Source organism: Pseudomonas sp. DW-iso3 (genome assembly GCF_058725305.1).
This window is the reverse complement of sequence record NZ_JBZXDZ010000008.1, coordinates 193,344-210,361: the sequence shown is the minus strand read 5'-3', so window position 1 is coordinate 210,361 and position 17,018 is coordinate 193,344. Positions and strand designations below refer to the sequence as shown.

Annotated in this window: 14 protein-coding genes; 8 read left to right on the top strand and 6 right to left on the bottom strand. The window is 60.3% G+C overall.

Going from position 1 to position 17,018, the window contains the following annotated elements:
• Nucleotides 1-56 precede the first annotated feature (56 nt).
• The gene (locus AC4PS7_RS23490) at nucleotides 57-4,628 is read left to right on the top strand and encodes a dermonecrotic toxin domain-containing protein (RefSeq protein ID WP_154847489.1); all 4,572 of its coding nucleotides are present in this window, start codon (nucleotides 57-59) and stop codon (nucleotides 4,626-4,628) included.
• Here AC4PS7_RS23490 and pdxR read toward each other — a convergent pair.
• Nucleotides 4,625-6,163, bottom strand: coding sequence for a MocR-like pyridoxine biosynthesis transcription factor PdxR (gene pdxR, locus AC4PS7_RS23485; protein WP_047542430.1), 1,539 nt, complete (start codon nucleotides 6,161-6,163; stop codon nucleotides 4,625-4,627). The genes AC4PS7_RS23490 and pdxR overlap by 4 nt on opposite strands.
• An 87-nt stretch (nucleotides 6,164-6,250) precedes the next feature.
• Here pdxR and AC4PS7_RS23480 point away from each other — a divergent pair, with 87 nt between their 5' ends.
• From AC4PS7_RS23480 to AC4PS7_RS23470, 3 genes are read left to right on the top strand one after another with little or no spacing between them, the layout of a single operon-like run.
• Nucleotides 6,251-6,889, top strand: coding sequence for an FMN-binding negative transcriptional regulator (locus tag AC4PS7_RS23480; RefSeq protein WP_010207606.1), 639 nt, complete (start codon nucleotides 6,251-6,253; stop codon nucleotides 6,887-6,889).
• Nucleotides 6,886-7,332: a GNAT family N-acetyltransferase gene (locus AC4PS7_RS23475; RefSeq protein WP_010207608.1), complete on the top strand. Its 447-nt coding sequence runs from the start codon at nucleotides 6,886-6,888 to the stop codon at nucleotides 7,330-7,332. The genes AC4PS7_RS23480 and AC4PS7_RS23475 overlap by 4 nt, the downstream gene beginning before the upstream one ends.
• 10 nt (nucleotides 7,333-7,342) lie before the next feature.
• Entirely contained in the window at nucleotides 7,343-8,014 is a 672-nt protein-coding gene (locus tag AC4PS7_RS23470; protein ID WP_021492574.1) for a GNAT family N-acetyltransferase, read from the top strand.
• Between the two features lie 135 nt (nucleotides 8,015-8,149).
• On the opposite strand, the gene AC4PS7_RS23465 is transcribed toward AC4PS7_RS23470, so the two are convergent.
• Complete coding sequence (locus tag AC4PS7_RS23465) at nucleotides 8,150-9,046, bottom strand: homocysteine S-methyltransferase family protein (protein WP_069672969.1); 897 nt, start codon at nucleotides 9,044-9,046, stop codon at nucleotides 8,150-8,152.
• A 112-nt stretch (nucleotides 9,047-9,158) separates the two neighbouring features.
• Between AC4PS7_RS23465 and AC4PS7_RS23460 the strand changes: the two genes are divergently transcribed.
• The gene (locus AC4PS7_RS23460) at nucleotides 9,159-9,980 is read left to right on the top strand and encodes an ABC transporter substrate-binding protein (RefSeq protein ID WP_010207612.1); all 822 of its coding nucleotides are present in this window, start codon (nucleotides 9,159-9,161) and stop codon (nucleotides 9,978-9,980) included.
• On the top strand, nucleotides 9,977-10,807 hold the full coding sequence (locus AC4PS7_RS23455; protein WP_010207614.1) for an amino acid ABC transporter permease: 831 nt from the start codon (nucleotides 9,977-9,979) through the stop codon (nucleotides 10,805-10,807). The genes AC4PS7_RS23460 and AC4PS7_RS23455 overlap by 4 nt, the downstream gene beginning before the upstream one ends.
• A gap of 3 nt (nucleotides 10,808-10,810) precedes the next feature.
• On the opposite strand, the gene AC4PS7_RS23450 is transcribed toward AC4PS7_RS23455, so the two are convergent.
• The gene (locus AC4PS7_RS23450; RefSeq protein WP_137205824.1) at nucleotides 10,811-11,056 is read right to left on the bottom strand and encodes a hypothetical protein; all 246 of its coding nucleotides are present in this window, start codon (nucleotides 11,054-11,056) and stop codon (nucleotides 10,811-10,813) included.
• Here AC4PS7_RS23450 and AC4PS7_RS23445 point away from each other — a divergent pair.
• A complete protein-coding gene (locus AC4PS7_RS23445) occupies nucleotides 11,055-12,347 on the top strand; it encodes an autotransporter outer membrane beta-barrel domain-containing protein (protein ID WP_010207616.1) in 1,293 nt (430 codons plus the stop codon). The genes AC4PS7_RS23450 and AC4PS7_RS23445 overlap by 2 nt on opposite strands.
• Before the next feature lie 75 nt (nucleotides 12,348-12,422).
• Here AC4PS7_RS23445 and oadA read toward each other — a convergent pair whose 3' ends face one another.
• Both oadA and AC4PS7_RS23435 read right to left on the bottom strand, forming a co-directional pair.
• Nucleotides 12,423-14,231, bottom strand: a complete 1,809-nt coding sequence (gene oadA, locus AC4PS7_RS23440) for a sodium-extruding oxaloacetate decarboxylase subunit alpha (RefSeq protein ID WP_010207617.1) — start codon at nucleotides 14,229-14,231, stop codon at nucleotides 12,423-12,425.
• Between the two features lie 11 nt (nucleotides 14,232-14,242).
• Entirely contained in the window at nucleotides 14,243-15,658 is a 1,416-nt protein-coding gene (locus tag AC4PS7_RS23435; protein WP_003195732.1) for an acetyl-CoA carboxylase biotin carboxylase subunit, read from the bottom strand.
• A gap of 196 nt (nucleotides 15,659-15,854) precedes the next feature.
• Here AC4PS7_RS23435 and AC4PS7_RS23430 point away from each other — a divergent pair, with 196 nt between their 5' ends.
• The gene (locus AC4PS7_RS23430) at nucleotides 15,855-16,829 is read left to right on the top strand and encodes a LysR family transcriptional regulator (RefSeq protein WP_010207619.1); all 975 of its coding nucleotides are present in this window, start codon (nucleotides 15,855-15,857) and stop codon (nucleotides 16,827-16,829) included.
• Here AC4PS7_RS23430 and AC4PS7_RS23425 read toward each other — a convergent pair.
• Nucleotides 16,759-16,956, bottom strand: coding sequence for a PA3496 family putative envelope integrity protein (locus AC4PS7_RS23425; RefSeq protein WP_074900515.1), 198 nt, complete (start codon nucleotides 16,954-16,956; stop codon nucleotides 16,759-16,761). The two genes, AC4PS7_RS23430 and AC4PS7_RS23425, sit on opposite strands and share 71 nt — an antisense overlap.
• Nucleotides 16,957-17,018 lie beyond the last annotated feature (62 nt).

Below are 17,018 nucleotides of genomic sequence, written 5' to 3'. Positions count from 1 at the left end.
TGAGGTCTTGAGCTGCATTCGGCAGCCCTCATCACCTTGCCTGTCAGGAGCCCCTCTTGCCCACATTCCCCTCCAGCGCCAAAGATTTACTGACCCAACTGACCACCGGCCCTTCATTACGCGAAGTAGCCGCGGCCACCCTGCGTTCGAGCTTACGCGAGTTGTATCCCGACCTCGACATTGACCCCGACCTGGCGCTTCTGATCACACCCGGCTGGCAAATCACTGCAGAGGTGATCCTGCCCGGTACGCCGCACGCCCAATCGCTTACCGGGGCGCTGTCCCGGTGCGTGATGTCCAACACCACAGTGACCTGGATCGACGGCGAGCATTACCTGATCTATCAAACCACCCTCGGGCCGAACGTGCATCTGCCGGTCAAGGTGGACACTGTCGGCAGCCTGATCAATGAGCTGGCACCGCTGCTGCCCGTCGCGTACCAAGAGCAGCAACTTCTGTTCTGGAACCAGAGCCCGCAAGAGAACGGCCCGCGCTGGCAGAGCTTTGCCAATGCCTTGCGCAGAATCTGGAATATCGAAAGCGTCGAGGGCTGGGATGAAGATGAGTGCAACGTCGCCAGGAACGTTTTTCTCTATCCCGACTACGCCGACCGCCAGCTCCACGACAAGTACAACACCAAGGCCTACCTGATTGATATCGACGTGCAGCAAGCCACGCAGGTCAGCCACTCCAACCTGGCAGCGTTGGCGGTGCTGATCGGGCGCCTCGGGGAGCGTGAAATTATCCTCAGCTATTCGATTGGCACTGGCTACGCCGCCTTCAACAGCCAGAAGGAGTTTGGCGAATCCTTGAGCACTCACGGTGCCATTGCACGGTCTTCCTCGATGCACTGGCGCCTGTTCGAGCCGGCCGGCAATTTTTTCGAGCAACAGGCCTGCACGTTTATAGCCTTGCAAATTCAAGCGATCGGCGCGGTCACCTTCGAAAACGGCGAAGTGGTAGCCACCGTGGCCCAAGCCGCCCCCAGCAACACGGTTGACTTGCTGTCACTGATAGCCCCATCCAGGCTCGACGCGGTTCATCATGCACTGCCCACCTGGTTGCTCGACGCGTCTCCCACCGATCAATCAGCCTATGGGCGATACTCGATGGATGTGGCGGCCCAGCACTTTCAGGACGCGGGTAAAGCCTTTGATGATGGCATCAAGTCCATCGATGAATTCGCCCTGGATGCCATTCATACGCTCATGCTCACTGAGCACCCAGAGGTTGCCCGCGCAACACTCAACAATGTACGGATCACCATTACCAGCGTGCAGGCCTGGGGCACCTTGATTGTGCCGGGCAATACCCAGATCCAAACCCTGACGCTGGCGCAACTGGCCCTGGAAAACCTGATAGCCCTGCCTTTGGGCAACAAAACCGTCAGCTATAAAAACGGCAGCGATGTGCCTGCCTGGATGACGGCTGCCTACCTGGAAGCGTTGATTACCCAGGCGAATGTCGGTGAGCGCTATCCGGCCTTGGTCAAGCGCACACTCCTTGACGACCCTGTCGAATCCCTGCGTCGGCAACAGCTCTACATCGCTCACCTACGCCTGCAATTACCGTTGCTGGCGCTGCAGTGCAAAGTTCAGCGCGTCTTCGGGGTGAGTGAACAAGGCTATCGCTACGTTTGTGCCGCCTTGAGTCCTGACAGCGCGGCCCGTGAAGTCGACGGCGCGGCCATCGTCATTCGCCCGCTGTCCCTGCGCCCCAAGTTGCGCCTGACCGCCTCAGTCGACGTGGTCAGCAACATGTTCATCATTGGTCCTCAAGACCCGAAGAAGGGGCCTTGCCTGCTCTATCGTCCGCTGTCCGATGTACAGTTGATGGAGTTCCCATCGCCCTCCAACCTGCTGTACGCGATCAAGCAAGACACCCCATTGCGCCAATCGGTGCTGGCTTGGCTGCCTGACAATGTGCGCACGGCTTACGCACAGTTTGTCTTTCCCGGCAGCCTGCCCTCGCCCTGGGTGCTCACCAGCCTGGTGAACGACCCGCTGAACGCATTAGTGATGACCGGGCCCATCGACTTGGGGCAGGAGGTACTGCGCGGTGATTACTTCGCAACACTGTTCAAGGCCAACGCCGCTGCAATGGTTACGCTGGCCGATCGCCAATCGCTGTCCAACGCCGAGGCGCGCTGGCAAAGCCTCAAGAACGCCGGGTGGCTGATCTTTAACACCGTGCTGCCGTTCATGGGCCGCTCAGTGGGCGCCGCGACCTGGATCTGGCAACTGATGGATGACTTGCAACAGATGGTCGACGCCAAAGAAATCGACGACCGTACAACCGGCATTTCGGCCCTGGTGGATATCTTCCTGACGCTGGGCATGGTGCTGGCAACGCACGTAGCCACACGGCATGGGCCTGGGCCGGCCATCGAGAAGCCTGGCGTACTGCCAAAGTTGCCACCCCCTGCGGCCAAGCCAGAACTCATACAAAAACCTACGGTGGACGGCGTAGGGCCCCCCATCGGCCACGAGCACACCTTGCATATCAGTGGAGCCATAACCCGCAACTCGCCAAGCCTGGGGACTTTCCTGGACAGTTTCACGTTACCCAAGCCCGATAAATTAGGCGAACAACATACGGTCGCCGGGCCCTACCTGAATCTCTATGCCAAAGACCAACACTGGTACGCCCCGGTGGGTGAGCGATGGTTTGAAGTGATCGTCGATGAAAACGACGCAGTATTGATCGTCGATCCGCAACAACCGGGCCGGCACGGTCCGCTGCTAATCGGTAACCAACTGGGCCAATGGTTTGTCGATACACGCTTGCGTCTTCGTGGCGCAGGCCTGCGCAGTCGGCGCAAAAAAGGTGAAGCCCTCAGGCCACCGAAAATCGCTGACTTACGTCAAAAACTGGAGCTATTTGAAAACACGCGAGCCGAGCGCACTGCCAGTCTTGAAAAACTGCGCAGCGCCATCGACAGTGCTGCGGATGACGCAAAGGAGTTGGCCAGGGCCACCTTTCTCGAACAGATCGATACGCGCCTCAAAGAGATAGACGTGCCGATTTCACAGCTTAAATCCTTGAAGATCATCGACACGGTTCCCAACTACCAGGACGGCATGGCGAGTTACCTGAAACACCAGCTATTGCTGGCGCGTTCAGCCATCTATGAACAAGGAATTCCATTTCGCAAACAGTTGCAAGCCTCACAGGGCCACTTCGATATCGAGAATATTCAAGAAGATACCTGGCCTACGGTTCACTATCGCGACTTGTATACCGCGACACAGGCCATGATCGATCGATTGGAATATGTACGAGAACGCCGCGAGCAGGCCCTGGACCTGGGTGCGTTGGGAGCAGAGCTGGTCCAAAGCGATGATAACTTCGCGTCAGGCCATGACGTTGATGACCTCAAGGCGTTCAAGGTCAGCTTGAGCCACTTCTTGTGCGTAACAGAAGGCGAGTCGCCATCGCGCGTCGATGCCAGGGAGGCCTTACGCCGCATCGTCGACGCGGCGGAGCTGACGGTGCAAAGCTTCAGGGAGGCCGTGCAACCCGTCAATGTGGCCCCCCTGGAGCAATTGATCGAAACACTGGATAGCCTGACGGACCAGTTCTCCAGGGTTGATCAGAACCTCGTGGACCTGCCGGCGGAGTTTCCCACCGACCTCAACAGGCCCGACCTCGAAAACCTGCGCACGCAAGTGGATGAGTTTGCCCAACGCGCAAAGAAACAACTGACGGCCCTGCTTCGCGAGCGCAAAACACTTGAACCCACCCCAGGCCCGTCCAACGCCACCTCCAGAGTGAAGCGTAAGTACATCAAGACGCGCTCCAAGGGGATAGTGGTCGGCGAACAGCGAGAAACTCCCGCTGAAGACGGCAAAGCGCTGGTCGATGTGAAGGAGCCGATGACGGGCAAGGTTATTGCCACCTTCCACGAGAAAGAGCCCGGGGTCTGGGTGGAACAGGAACATGTGCTCAAGCCCGTTCCACGCACCCGGGTCCGCGATCTGCAAATTGCCATCAATTCGGGCCTGGATCTGATCGATGGCGTCGACGCATTTATCACCCGTAAGGAAGCCTGGGCTAAAAAAACCGCACAGCTGCCAGTGGAAATCGAAGAAAGCTTTCATCGGCACGCCAAAAAATTGGAACAGGCCAGCCTGGACATCGAAGACGCATTGACCGCCAGCAACCTGACAGGAATCGACTCGCCGTCAGCCGCGCTGGCCAGCCGCAACCTGGATGAGGCAGGCAAAAAACTGTACCGAGAAGGCAAACGCGTCAAGATCGACGTGCTCAAGCGCCGCCCACCGGAGGCCGCACATATCGAAATACTGTTGCATGAGGGCGCCGTGACGGTCGATCCACCGGTTGGCGAGCGCATTAAACTCAGGGGGCGCGACAAGGGCTATCTACGGGAATACACGGTGGTGGACGCCACAACCAAACTCCCGCTGTGGTATGCACACTTTCACTACCCCACCCCAACCGGTCCGAACGAGGCCTACACCGCGGCCCACCTGAAAACCCACAAGCAGCGAAAGATGGGTGGCCAACGCGAATCGTTGAGCGACATCGCCGTGTACCGTAGAGAAATCGGTCCACAGTTGGCGCGCTCGCTGTTCCTCAAGGCTAAACCACCTCAGCCTGTCGCCTAACCTGTCCAGGCCTTGCGCAACCGGCCCAGCGCCTGCCTGATCGCCGCCTCGGGCACCGCGGCAAACCCCAGCACCAGCCCGGCGCGTTGATCGGGGGGTGTGCTGGAGTCGGGCAACCAGTAGTTGCTCAGGGCACTGATCTCCACCTCAACCGAGCGCGCTTGCGCCAGCAGTTGCTGTTCGCGAGCGAGGCTGTCCACCCGTACTGTAAGGTGCAGGCCCGCAGCGGCATTGGGCAGACTGCCGACGCCCGCCAGCTCGCCCGACCAGGCGTTCAGCAGCGCGTTACGCCGACTGAGTGCAGCACGGCGCATGCGTCGGATATGCCGTTGAAAATGCCCCGTGGCCATGAACTCCGCCATCACCGCCTGGGTGCTGACCTCCGAATGCCGTACATCCACCGCGCGGCGCTGGGCGAACGCCTCCACCAGCGTCGGCGGCAACACCAGGTAACCCAGGCGCAATGCGGGGAATGCGACTTTGCCGAAGGTGCCCACATAAAGCACGCGCCCGCTGCGATCCAAGGCCGCCAGCGGGGCCAACGGGGCGCCGCTGTAGCGATATTCGCCGTCGTAGTCGTCCTCGATGATCCACCCCCCGCTACGCTCGGCCCAGGCCAACAACTCCAGACGCCGGGCCAGGCTCATGACTACGCCCAACGGGTACTGATGAGACGGGGTGACATAGGCCAGGCGGCAATCGCTCAAGGTGTTCAACACGTTGCAATCAATGCCCTCTGCATCCACCGCCACGCCGCGCAGCTGTGCGCCAGCCAACGCGAAGGCATGGCCGGCCGCACGGTAGCCAGGGTTTTCAATCGCCACACCATCGCCAGGCGCCACCAGCAACTGTGCACAAAGGCTAATTGCCTGTTGCGCTCCACTGGTGATCACAATTTGCTCAGCCGAGCACTGCATGCCCCGCGAGCTGCGTAGATACGCGGCGATCAGCCCGCGCAATCGCGGGTCGCCTGCGGGGTTGCCGTAACACAGTTGTTCCAAGTCCGGTTTGCGCCAAAAAGCCGCATTCAGCTTGGCCCAAACGTCAAAGGGGAACAGATCAAACGCCGGCACACCCACGCGAAAAGCGCGCGGTGGCCCCGTGGGCGGCAGGGGCAAATGGTTGTTTTCCAAGCGCCCCAGCGCTGCGCTGTGGATAACTTTTACCGGCGCAGCTTGAGGGTTTTGAGAGGGATTTGTGGATAACCCTGGGGATAAGCCTGTTGATAACCCTGTGGACAGGTTTGTGGACAGCTTTTTTGCAGTGGGCAGTTTCGCCACATAAGTTCCGTCACCCACGCGGCTCTCCGTGAAACCCTCGGCATACAGCTGATCGTAGGCACGCACCACGCTGTTGCGGGAGATCGACAGCGCGGCCGCCAAGTCACGGGTAGCAGGCAAGCGCGTGCCACTGACCAGCCGCCCGTCCAGTACTCGTTGGCGCAAGGCGTCATACAGTTGGCGAGTCAGGCCCTGACGGCGATCCAACTCAATACCGGCGGGGTTGAATGACAGGGGTGGCGAGACAGGCGACATATTGGACCTATGAAATTGGTTCCAGATGGCTCTTACAACGAGCCATTAGCCTGCCTACGATGCAAGCATTCGCCAAGGAAAATTTGCATGTACACACCACGCTCATTCGCCCTCGATGATTTGCCCGAACTGCATCAGCTGATCCAACACACTCGCCTGGCGCAAGTGGTGACGTTTGGTGAGCACGGCCTGCTGGCCAGTCACTTGCCACTGCTGCTCAACCCGGATGAGGGCCCGAACGGCACGCTCTACGGGCACCTGGCCAAGGCCAATCCACAATGGCAAGACCTGCACAACGGCAGCGAAACCCTGGTGATCTTTGCCGGTGCCGAGGCCTACATCAGCCCGGCGTTTTACCCGGCCAAGGCCGAGCACGGCAAAGTGGTACCCACCTGGAATTACATCGCCGTGCACGCTTACGGCAAGGCCGAGGTATTCAGCGACGCCCAGCGCCTGCTCGCCGTGGTCACGGCGTTGACCGATCGCCACGAAGGCAGTCGCGCGCAGCCGTGGAAAGTCAGCGACGCCCCGGCCGACTACATTGACGGCATGCTCAAAGCCATCGTCGGCTTCGCCCTGCCGATCGAGCGCCTGATCGGTAAACGCAAACTCAGCCAGAACCGCAGCTCGGCGGATATCGCCGGTGTACGCGAAGGCCTTGCCGCCAGCATCGATGTGCGTGACCAGACCCTCGCACGCTTCATTCCCCAAGGAGCCACAGAATGAGCCAGATCGACATCCGCCCAGTCACCGCCGCCGACCACGCCGCTTGGCTGCCGCTGTGGCAAGCGTATCTGACGTTCTACAACACCGAACTGCCCGACGCCGTCACCCAAAGCACCTGGCAGCGCCTGATCGACGCCAGCGAGCCTACCTACTCGGCCCTGGCCTGGCAGGACGGCAAGGCGGTGGGCATGGTCAACTTTATCTACCACCGCTCCAACTGGAGCATCGAGAACTCCTGCTACCTGCAGGACCTGCTGGTGGTCCCGACCGAACGCGGCACCGGCGTGGGCCGCAAGCTGATCGAATTCGTCTACGCCACCGCCAAAGCTGACGGTTGCTGCAAGGTCCACTGGCTGACCCACGAGACCAACGCCACCGCGATCCAACTCTACGAACGCATCGCCGAACGCCCTGGCTTCATCCAATTTCGCAAAGGCCTTTAAGGAGCGCAGCATGATGACCTCTCTCGCCAACTGGAAAGGCGTCCCGGCGCCCACAGCTCAACTGCTGGAAGGACGCTTTATCCGCCTGGAAAAACTCGATCCGGCCCGCCATGGCGACGACTTGTTCCACGCCCTCCATGGCCCAGGCGCGGATCCAAAACTGTGGGACTACTTGCCCTATGGGCCGTTTCCCGAGCGCAGCACATTCGATGCCTGGCTGAACAATCACGCCGCCAACAGTGATCCGTACTTTTTCAGCGTGATCGACCGCGCGACCGGTCAGGTACAGGGCATCCTCAGCTTGATGTCCATCGTGCCGGCGCAAGGTCGTATTGAAATTGGTCACGTCACCTTCGGTGCGCCGATGCAGCGCTCGCCCAAAAGCACCGAGGCGGTGTACTTGCTGGGCAAGTATGCATTTGAGCAGGGCTATCGCCGACTGGAATGGAAATGCAACAACGGCAATGCCCGTTCCAAATATGCGGCCGAGCGCTTGGGATTCAGTTTTGAAGGGGTGTTCCGCCAGCACATGGTGGTGAAGGGGCAGAACCGAGATACCGCGTGGTACTCGATCCTCGATTCGGAATGGCCGGCGATTGAGGCGGGGTTTGAGCGCTGGTTGTCGGAGGCGAATCAAACATCCTCAGGCCAGCTCAACACACTGGCAGAGTGCCGAGCCTAGCCCCCACGGTCACCACAACATGAATGTGGGAGCGGGCTCGCTCACGAAGGTGGTGTTTCAGCCAACGACGATGTCGCCTGACCCACCGCTTTCGCGAGCAAGCCCGCTCCCACATTTGGGCCTGTGTGGGTTCAATTAACCCAGCTTCTGCGCCAACACGGCGATATGCTCCGGCCCAATCCCGCAGCACCCGCCCAAATGGCTGGCGCCACGTGCCTGCCAATCCGCAGCCCAGTGCAGATAGCCCGGCGGGTCAAGGTCGTCGCGCAGTGGGTCCAGACCATCGTTGGCCGTGGCTTCCTTGGGTTGCGGCGGGAAGGCGTTGGCGTAGGCCCCTATTTCAATGTGCACGCCGAGCCGCTCGAAGGTTTGGCGCGCGGCATCAATCGCATCGCCGATCACTTCCGGCTGGCTGCAGTTGAACAACAACACCTGCACACCCAACTGCGCCGCCGCTTCGGCCGCGTCCGCCACTGGCTCGCCGGAGCGCAGGCGCGGCACGTCGTCGGTGTCTTCGTCCTTGAGGGTAAACGACAGCCAGAACGGCTTGCCGTCCTGCGGCAGCCCGGCCTGGATCGCACGCGCTTCAGCGATGGAGCTCTGGGTTTCCGCCAGCCACAGGTCAACGTAGGGCGCCAGGCCCTGCACCAGTGGAGTCAGCAACTCGGCCACGCGCTGCGGCTCGAACAGATCGGGGCGATATGAGCCAAACAACGGCGGCAACGAACCCGCTACTCGCACGGCCTGACCGGAAGCTTCCACAGCACGTCGTGCCAGCGTACCGGCCAGGGCCGCCAGGGCCTGGCCCTCGGCGGCAAACCGCTCCTCGCCAATGTGAAACGGCACCACCGCGTAGCTGTTGCTGGTGATGACATTGGCACCGCTCTGGATATAAGCCGCATGCACCGCTTCAACCGCCTGCGGTGCTTCGCTCAACGCCAGTGCTGACCACTCCGGCTGCCGAAACGGCGCGCCGCGGCGCTGCAGTTCACGGCCCATGCCGCCATCGAGAATTACTGTTGCTGTGGCCATATGCTTTTTACTCATAAGCTTATGAAAATAACTCACTATGAGAGTCGTTCTTATAACTATTTAATACGCTCCATTCGGTACATAACAACTCTTTTTTCTAACGGTGTCCTTCATGAAACTTCAACCGCTGCTGGCCCTGGGCCTGACCCTGCTGGCCGCCTCGACTCAAGCCTTCGGCGGTGCGACGCTGGATCGCATCGAGAAGAACAAAGAATTGGTGGGCGTGCTGATGGAAAGCTATCCACCGTTCTCGTTCTTGAACGAGCAAAACCAGCTGGATGGCTTCGACGTTGACGTGGCCAAGGCCGTGGCGCAGAAACTCGGTGTGAAGTTGCGTCTTGAGACCCCGTCCTGGGACGTGATCGCCGCCGGGCGCTGGAGCGGGCGCTACGACATCTGCATCTGCTCCATGACCCCGAGCAAGGCTCGCGCCGAAGTGTTCGACTTCCCCGTGGAGTATTACGCGTCGCCGGCGGTGATCGTGGTCAACGCCAAGGATGATCGCATCCACAGCGCCAAGGACCTGAGCGGCAAGAAAGTCGGCCTCACCAGCGCCTCCAGCTACGAGAGCTACCTGAATAAAAACCTGGTGATTGAAGGCGCCGAGGACACCCAACTGCAATATCCATTCGAGGATGTGCAGATCGCCCCGTATGACACCGACAACGTGGCCTTCCAGGACCTGGGCCTGGGCGCCGGCGTGCGTCTGGATGCGATCCTCACCAACCTGGTCACCGCCCAACCGCGCCTGACCCAGGACAAGCGTTTCAAGCTGGCCGGCGAGCCGCTGTATTCCGAGCCCAATTCGGTGGCCATCGAAAAAGGCGACCCGCAATGGGACAGCAAAGTGCGTGAAGTCTTCGCGCAGCTGAAACAGGACGGCACCTTGAGCAAGCTGTCGCAAAAATGGATCGGCGCTGACATCAGCCAATGACAGCATTTCCAACGCCTCCCAAGCCGCCGGTCAATGCATCGCGGCTTCAGCGCCTGCTGGGTTTCCGCACGCGGCTGTACCTGACCTGGGCCGCGCTGTTTTGCCTGTTTGCGAGTTTTTTCCTGAGCTTTGACCTGAAGTTCTCGATCATTCTCGACAAACTGCCCAACCTGGTGGGCCTGCACCTGGCGCCTAACGGTTTTCTGCAAGGCGCGGCGCTGACAGTGTTCCTGTGCCTGTGCGCAATCGTGGCCTCGTCGATACTGGGCTTTGTCACCGCGCTGGGACGCCTGTCCAAAAGCGCCGTGGCCTTTGGCATTGCCAGCTTTTACGCGTCGTTCTTTCGCGGTACGCCGCTGCTGATCCAGATCCTCCTGATCTACCTTGGCCTGCCCCAACTGGGCCTGGTGCCAGGCGCCATCGTCGCAGGGATCATCGCGTTGTCGCTGAACTACGGCGCCTACCTGAGCGAAATTTTTCGCGCCGGCATCCTCGGCGTGCCTCACGGCCAACGCGAAGCGGCCCTGGCGTTGGGCATGCGTGACAGTGTGATCTTCTGGCACGTGACCCTGCCCCAGGCCATGCGCACCATCATCCCGCCCGCCACCAACCAGTTCATCTCGATGCTCAAGGACTCGTCCCTGATCTCAGTGATGGGCGTGTGGGAAGTGATGTTCCTGGCGCAGTCCTATGGACGCTCAAGCTATCGCTACATCGAGATGCTCACCACCGCAGCAATCATCTACTGGGTGATGTCCCTCGGCCTGGAACTGATCCAGGCACGGATGGAGCGGCATTACGGCAAGGGCTACGTACGGCGCGGGTGAGGGTCAGTCGCTCCATTTACGACGGACCTTGACCACGCCCATCTGCAAGCCGAAGGGGCGGAACACCGCGTTCAGCGATTTCAGGGTCTGATTGCCTTCGCCGTGTTCGATACGCGGCCACAGCAGATGCGTTTTTAATCGCGCCGGACTAGAGACAACTCCCGCAAACCAGGGGTAGTTGGCCTGACAGTTATCACCCCGCGATCTCGCTAAATTCCCGGCCTCATTCATCAGAGGTTGGGATTTCATGTCCTTTACACAACACCGACTCGCACTTGTCATTGCCCTTGCCCTCAGCGCCGCCAGCCTTCAAACCGCGCAGGCGCGAGGCGATATCGAATACCTGCCGTATCCGTTTCAACCCGACGATGCGCTGCCCGACGCGTGGCCTTACGAGCCCGAAGCCAACGCGGAGCCCCTCGACGGTTATCTCACTCAGAAAGCGACCTCCCACAATGGCTTGCAGGTGGCCAAGGTGCTGGAGCCCGCGTTGATTCGGTTACTGGAGTCCGGAGAACTGAACTCCGAGCAAATCAAAGCCCTGGAAAAATTCGGCGATGCACTGGGCAAACAACCCGGAGGGATCGGCGCAAGCCTTGAGCAGTTGGCCGGCAGCCAGAACGCCAACCTTGCCACGGCAACGCACAACACCACGCAGCACCTGAGCAACCAATTGCTCTCGACCCTGCGCTCGTTGCCCACCGACGACGAAGGCCACGTCTGGGTGCAAGGCTTGGGCAACGGCGGCAGCCTCGACAAACAAGGCGGCAGCGCCGGGATGAAATACGAAAGCCAAGGCCTGTTGCTGGGTGCCGACTGGGCACTGGATGACGCGTGGAGAGTCGGTGTCATGGCCGCGAAATCCACCAGCAACCTCGATGCCCAACGTTTCTCCGCCAACTTGGACAGCTGGCACCTGGGGGGTTATGCCGTGCGCCAGGACGGACCGCTGGCCCTGCGCCTGGGTGCGATCTACAGCGACCATGCTGGCCAGAACAAGCGCAACGTCAACCTGCTTGATTACAAGGAGCAGCTAAAGGGCAAATACAACGCTCAAAGCCAAACCCTGTTCTCTGAAATGGGCTATCAATTGGGCGTCGCGGATCTGAGCATCGAACCCTTCGCAGGCCTCGGCTTCCAGCGCTACCACCGCGACAGTTTCAAGGAAACGGGAGGTCTGACCGCGCTGAACGTCGGCGCACAAACCCAGCAAAACCTGAGCAGCACTTTTGGCCTGCGCTTGGCAACGCTGTATCGATTCGATAACCAGATCAGCCTCACACCTCACCTCAGCACAAGCTGGAAACACCTCTACGGCGACGTCGACAGCCAGGTCCGCCAGTCCTATCGAGCCCTGCCGGCCATGGCAGACGGTTTCACCATCAATGGCACCTCGCTGGACCGCAATAGCCTGGACCTGCACGCTGGCCTGGACCTCGCGTTGTCGACACAGCACACCGTAGGCCTTACCTACAGCGTCCAAGCCGGTACAAACAGCCGTAACCAAGGCTTGATGGGCCAATGGAAGATGAGCTTCTAAACCTACCAGATTTCGGGCAAAAAAAAGGGGGGCACCTGCCCCCCCGAGGATTAAACGGTAGTTTCGAAGGCTGGATCAGCCTTCGATTTCAATCAGGATTTCGCCAGGGTTGACCCGGTCGCCCTTGGCCACATGAACCGCGGTCACCTTGCCGGCAATAGCGGCCTGCACTTCGGTTTCCATCTTCATGGCTTCGGTAATCAGCACGGCCTGGCCGGCCTTGACCACGTCGCCTTCCTTGACCAGCACGTCGACGATATTGCCCGGCATTGCGGTGCTGACATGACCCGGCGCCGTAGCGTGCTTGCGGTTGCTGCTGCCACCGCTGACAAACTCGTTGAGCGGTTCGAACACCACTTCTTCCGGCATGCCATCGATGGAAAGGTAGAAGTGGCGCTTGCCTTCAGCCTTCACGCCCACACCGGTGATGTCCACGCGGTAACTTTCACCGTGCACGTCGATCACAAATTCAGTCGGTACGCCCTCGCCACCGACGCGCGCCACGCCGCCGGCTTCAGGGATCGGCAACAGCACTTCAGGCGCCAGGGTGCCGGCGTCGCGTTCTTCGAGGAACTTGCGCCCGATGTCCGGGAACATGGCATAGGTCAGCACGTCTTCTTCAGACTTGGCCAACGCGCCGATCTCGCCGCGCAGCTTGGTCATTTCCGGCTTGAGCAGGTCGGCCGGGCGTACGTCGATCACCTCTTCGCTGCCGATGGCCTGGCGACGCAGTTTCTCGTTCACAATGCCTGGCGCCTTGCCGTAGCCGCCTTGCAGGTAGAGCTTCACTTCGTTGGTGATGGTTTTGTAGCGCTCGCCAGCCAACACGTTGAAGAACGCCTGGGTGCCGACGATCTGCGAGGTCGGAGTGACCAGCGGCGGGAAGCCGAGGTCTTCACGCACACGCGGGATTTCCGCCAGCACTTCGTTCATGCGGTTGAGCGCACCCTGCTCTTTCAACTGGTTGGCCAGGTTGGAAATCATCCCGCCGGGCACCTGGTTGACTTGAACGCGGGTATCGACCGCGGTGAATTCGCTTTCGAACTGGTGGTATTTCTTACGCACGGCGTAGAAATACAGGCCGATTTCCTGCAGCAGTTCCAGGCTCAGGCCAGTGTCGAATTCGCTGCCTTTAAGGGCGGCGACCATCGACTCGGTGCCTGGGTGGCTGGTGCCCCAGGCGAAGCTGGAGATGGCGGTATCGATGTGGTCGGCACCGTTTTCGATGGCCTTGAGCTGGCACATCGCAGCCAGGCCGGCGGTGTCGTGGGAGTGGATGAAGATCGGCAGGCTTTGCTCGGCCTTCAACGCCTTGACCAGTTCGCCGGTGGCGTACGGCGTCAGCAGGCCGGCCATGTCCTTGATCGCAATCGAGTCGCAACCCATGGATTCCAGCTGCTTGGCCTGGGCCACAAAAGCTTCGACGGTGTGCACCGGGCTGGTGGTGTAGGCGATGGTGCCTTGGGCGTGTTTGCCGGCGGCTTTCACCGCTTCGATCGCCACGCGCAGGTTACGCACGTCGTTCATGGCGTCGAAAATGCGGAATACGTCGATGCCATTTACGGCAGCCTTGGCGACGAAGGCTTTGACCACGTCGTCGCTGTAGTGGCGGTAGCCCAGCAGGTTCTGGCCGCGCAGCAGCATCTGCAGGCGAGTGTTGGGCAACGCGGCGCGCAGTTTGCGCAGGCGCTCCCACGGGTCTTCCTTGAGGAAGCGCACACAGGCGTCGAAGGTCGCGCCGCCCCAGACTTCCAGGGACCAGTAGCCGACTTTGTCGAGCTTGTCGCAGATCGGCAGCATGTCGTCGGTACGCATGCGGGTCGCCAGCAACGATTGGTGGGCGTCGCGCAGGATGGTGTCGGTTACGAAGATTTTCTTGCTCATTCTTATATTCCTCACAGGCCTGCGTGGGCGGCGATGGCGGCGGCGATGGCCAGGGCCAGCTCTTCGGGTTTGCGCTTGATCGAGTAGTTGGTCAGCTCAGGGTGGCTTTCCACAAAGCTTGTATTAAATTGGCCGCTGCGGAATTCCGGATTGCGCAGGATTTCCTGGTAGTAGGCGGCGGTGGTCTTCACACCTTGCAGGCGCATGTCGTCCAGGGCTCGCAGGCCGCGGTCCATGGCTTCTTCCCAGGTCAACGCCCACACCACCAGTTTCAGGCACATGGAGTCGTAGAACGGCGGGATGGTGTAACCGGTGTAGATCGCCGTGTCGGTACGCACGCCAGGGCCGCCGGGGGCGTAGTAACGGGTGATCTTGCCAAAGCTGGGCAGGAAGTTGTTCTTCGGGTCTTCAGCGTTGATGCGGAACTGCAACGCGAAACCACGGTGCTGGATGTCTTCCTGTTTCACCGACAGCGGCAGGCCGGAGGCGATGCGAATCTGTTCGCGGACGATATCAATACCGGTGATTTCTTCGGTGATGGTGTGTTCCACCTGCACCCGGGTGTTCATCTCCATGAAGTACACCTCGCCCTCGGCGAGCAGGAACTCCACGGTGCCGGCGTTTTCGTAACCCACGGCCTTGGCCGCACGCACCGACAGGTCGCCGATGTAGGCGCGCTGTTCTGGGGTCAGCTGGGGGCTGGGGGCAATCTCGATAAGCTTCTGGTTGCGGCGCTGGATCGAGCAATCGCGCTCGAACAGGTGCACCACGTTGCCAAAACTGTCACCGAGGATCTGCGCTTCGATGTGCTTGGGATTGACGATGCACTTTTCCAGGAACACTTCCGCCGAACCGAAGGCCTTGGTGGCTTCGGAGATCACGCGAGGGAAGGCTTGTTCAAGTTCTTCACGGCTGTTGCAGCGACGGATACCACGGCCACCGCCACCGGAAGTGGCCTTGAGCATCACCGGATAACCGATGCGGTCGCCTTCGGTCAGGGCTTCGTGGATATCCGCAACGTTGCCTTCGGTGCCCGGCGTGACCGGTACACCGGCCTTGATCATGCTGCGGCGCGCTTCGGTCTTGTCGCCCATGCGGCGAATCACTTCTGCCGACGGGCCAATGAATTTGATGCCGCGTTCGGCGCAAATGTCTGCCAGTTCGGCGTTTTCCGACAGGAAGCCGTAACCAGGGTGCAGCGCATCACAACCGGTTTCCACCGCCAGGTTCACCAGCTTGCGCGGGTTCAGATAGCCGGCCAGGGGCTCGGCACCAATGCTGTGGGCTTCGTCGGCACGCTTGACGTGCAACGCGTGGCGGTCGGCGTCGGAATAGACCGCGACCGAGCGAATGCCCATCTCGGCGCAGGCACGCACGATTCGTACGGCGATTTCACCACGGTTGGCGATCAGGATCTTTTTTATCACTTGGAAATTCCCTTGAGCCGATTGCTGCGTTCTTCGACCCGCTAGACCCGGGTCGGCGCGTGACCAAATGTTTCATGACAGTCGCGAGACACACACTAAGCCTGCAGAGGGATTAACAAAAATCAATAATTATTGGGTCGTGCATAAGTAAAGACTTATAGTTGGCCGGACGGCCTGGGGCGAAAGGATTGAAATAATGCGTAAATCATTGATGCGTATGACATTGCGTCAATTGCAGATCTTCAATGAAGTCTGCGATTTGCGCTCCTACAGCCGCGCAGCCGAGGAAATGTCCCTCACTCAACCGGCCGTGAGTCTGCAAATCCGCCAGCTGGAAGAGCTGATCGGCCAGCCGTTGTTCGATTATGTCGGCAAAAAGCTCTACATGACCGAGGCCGCCGAAGCCTTGCAACGCGCCAGTCGCGACATTTTCGGGCGCCTGGAAAACCTCGATATGCAGCTGTCGGATATGCAGGGTTCGCTGCAAGGCCAGCTCAAGCTGGCGATTGAGTCCAGCGCCAAGTACTTCGTGCCGCACCTGTTTGCCGCCTTCAAGCGCCAGCATCCGGAAGTGCAGTTGCACCTCACGGTAGTGAACCGCGCCCAGGTGATCCGAAGGCTCTCGGACAACCGCGATGACTTGGTGATCATGTCCATGGTGCCCCAGGACATGGGCCTGGAATTCCTGCCGTTCCTCAACAATCCGATCGTCGCCGTGGCGCCACACGATCACCCGCTAAGCCTGCAAGGGCCGCTGCGCCTGCAGGACCTGGAACCCTACACACTGTTGCTGCGCGAGCCAGGCTCCGGCACGCGACTGGCCTGCGAAGAGTATTTCAAGGAAAAACGCGTGCACTTCACCCAGACGGTGGAAGTGGCCTCGGCCGAGGCGCAGCGTGAATGTGTATGCGCGGGGTTGGGCGTGGCCCTGCTGACGCGTCACGCAGTCAACATGGAACTGGCCACCGGCGGGCTCAAGGAGCTGCCGGTGGAAGAACTGCCGCTGTACCGCAGTTGGTGCCTGGTGCAAGCCAAAGCCAAGCGCCTGTCACCGGTGGCCCATGCGTTCCTGGGCTTTATCCGCAGCGAGCGGGTGCAGATCAGCGCACTGGCTGAGCGTTTCGCTGGGCAGCCGCGGGTGCCTGCCAATGGAGTTCCGGGTAGTCACTGATGCTCTGGAGCAGTTGACGCTCCTCGCAACGGTCTTCGATTGCGCGACGGAACGCCATGCGGCGCTGGTCTTCCTGCTGACGACGGGTTTTGACGGAGCTGTTGCTGTCTTCGTAGGGCCGGGCCATTTGGAGTCTCCCAATGCGAGTACGGGGAGTTCAGGATGGCCCTGGGCGATGACGGTTTGGCG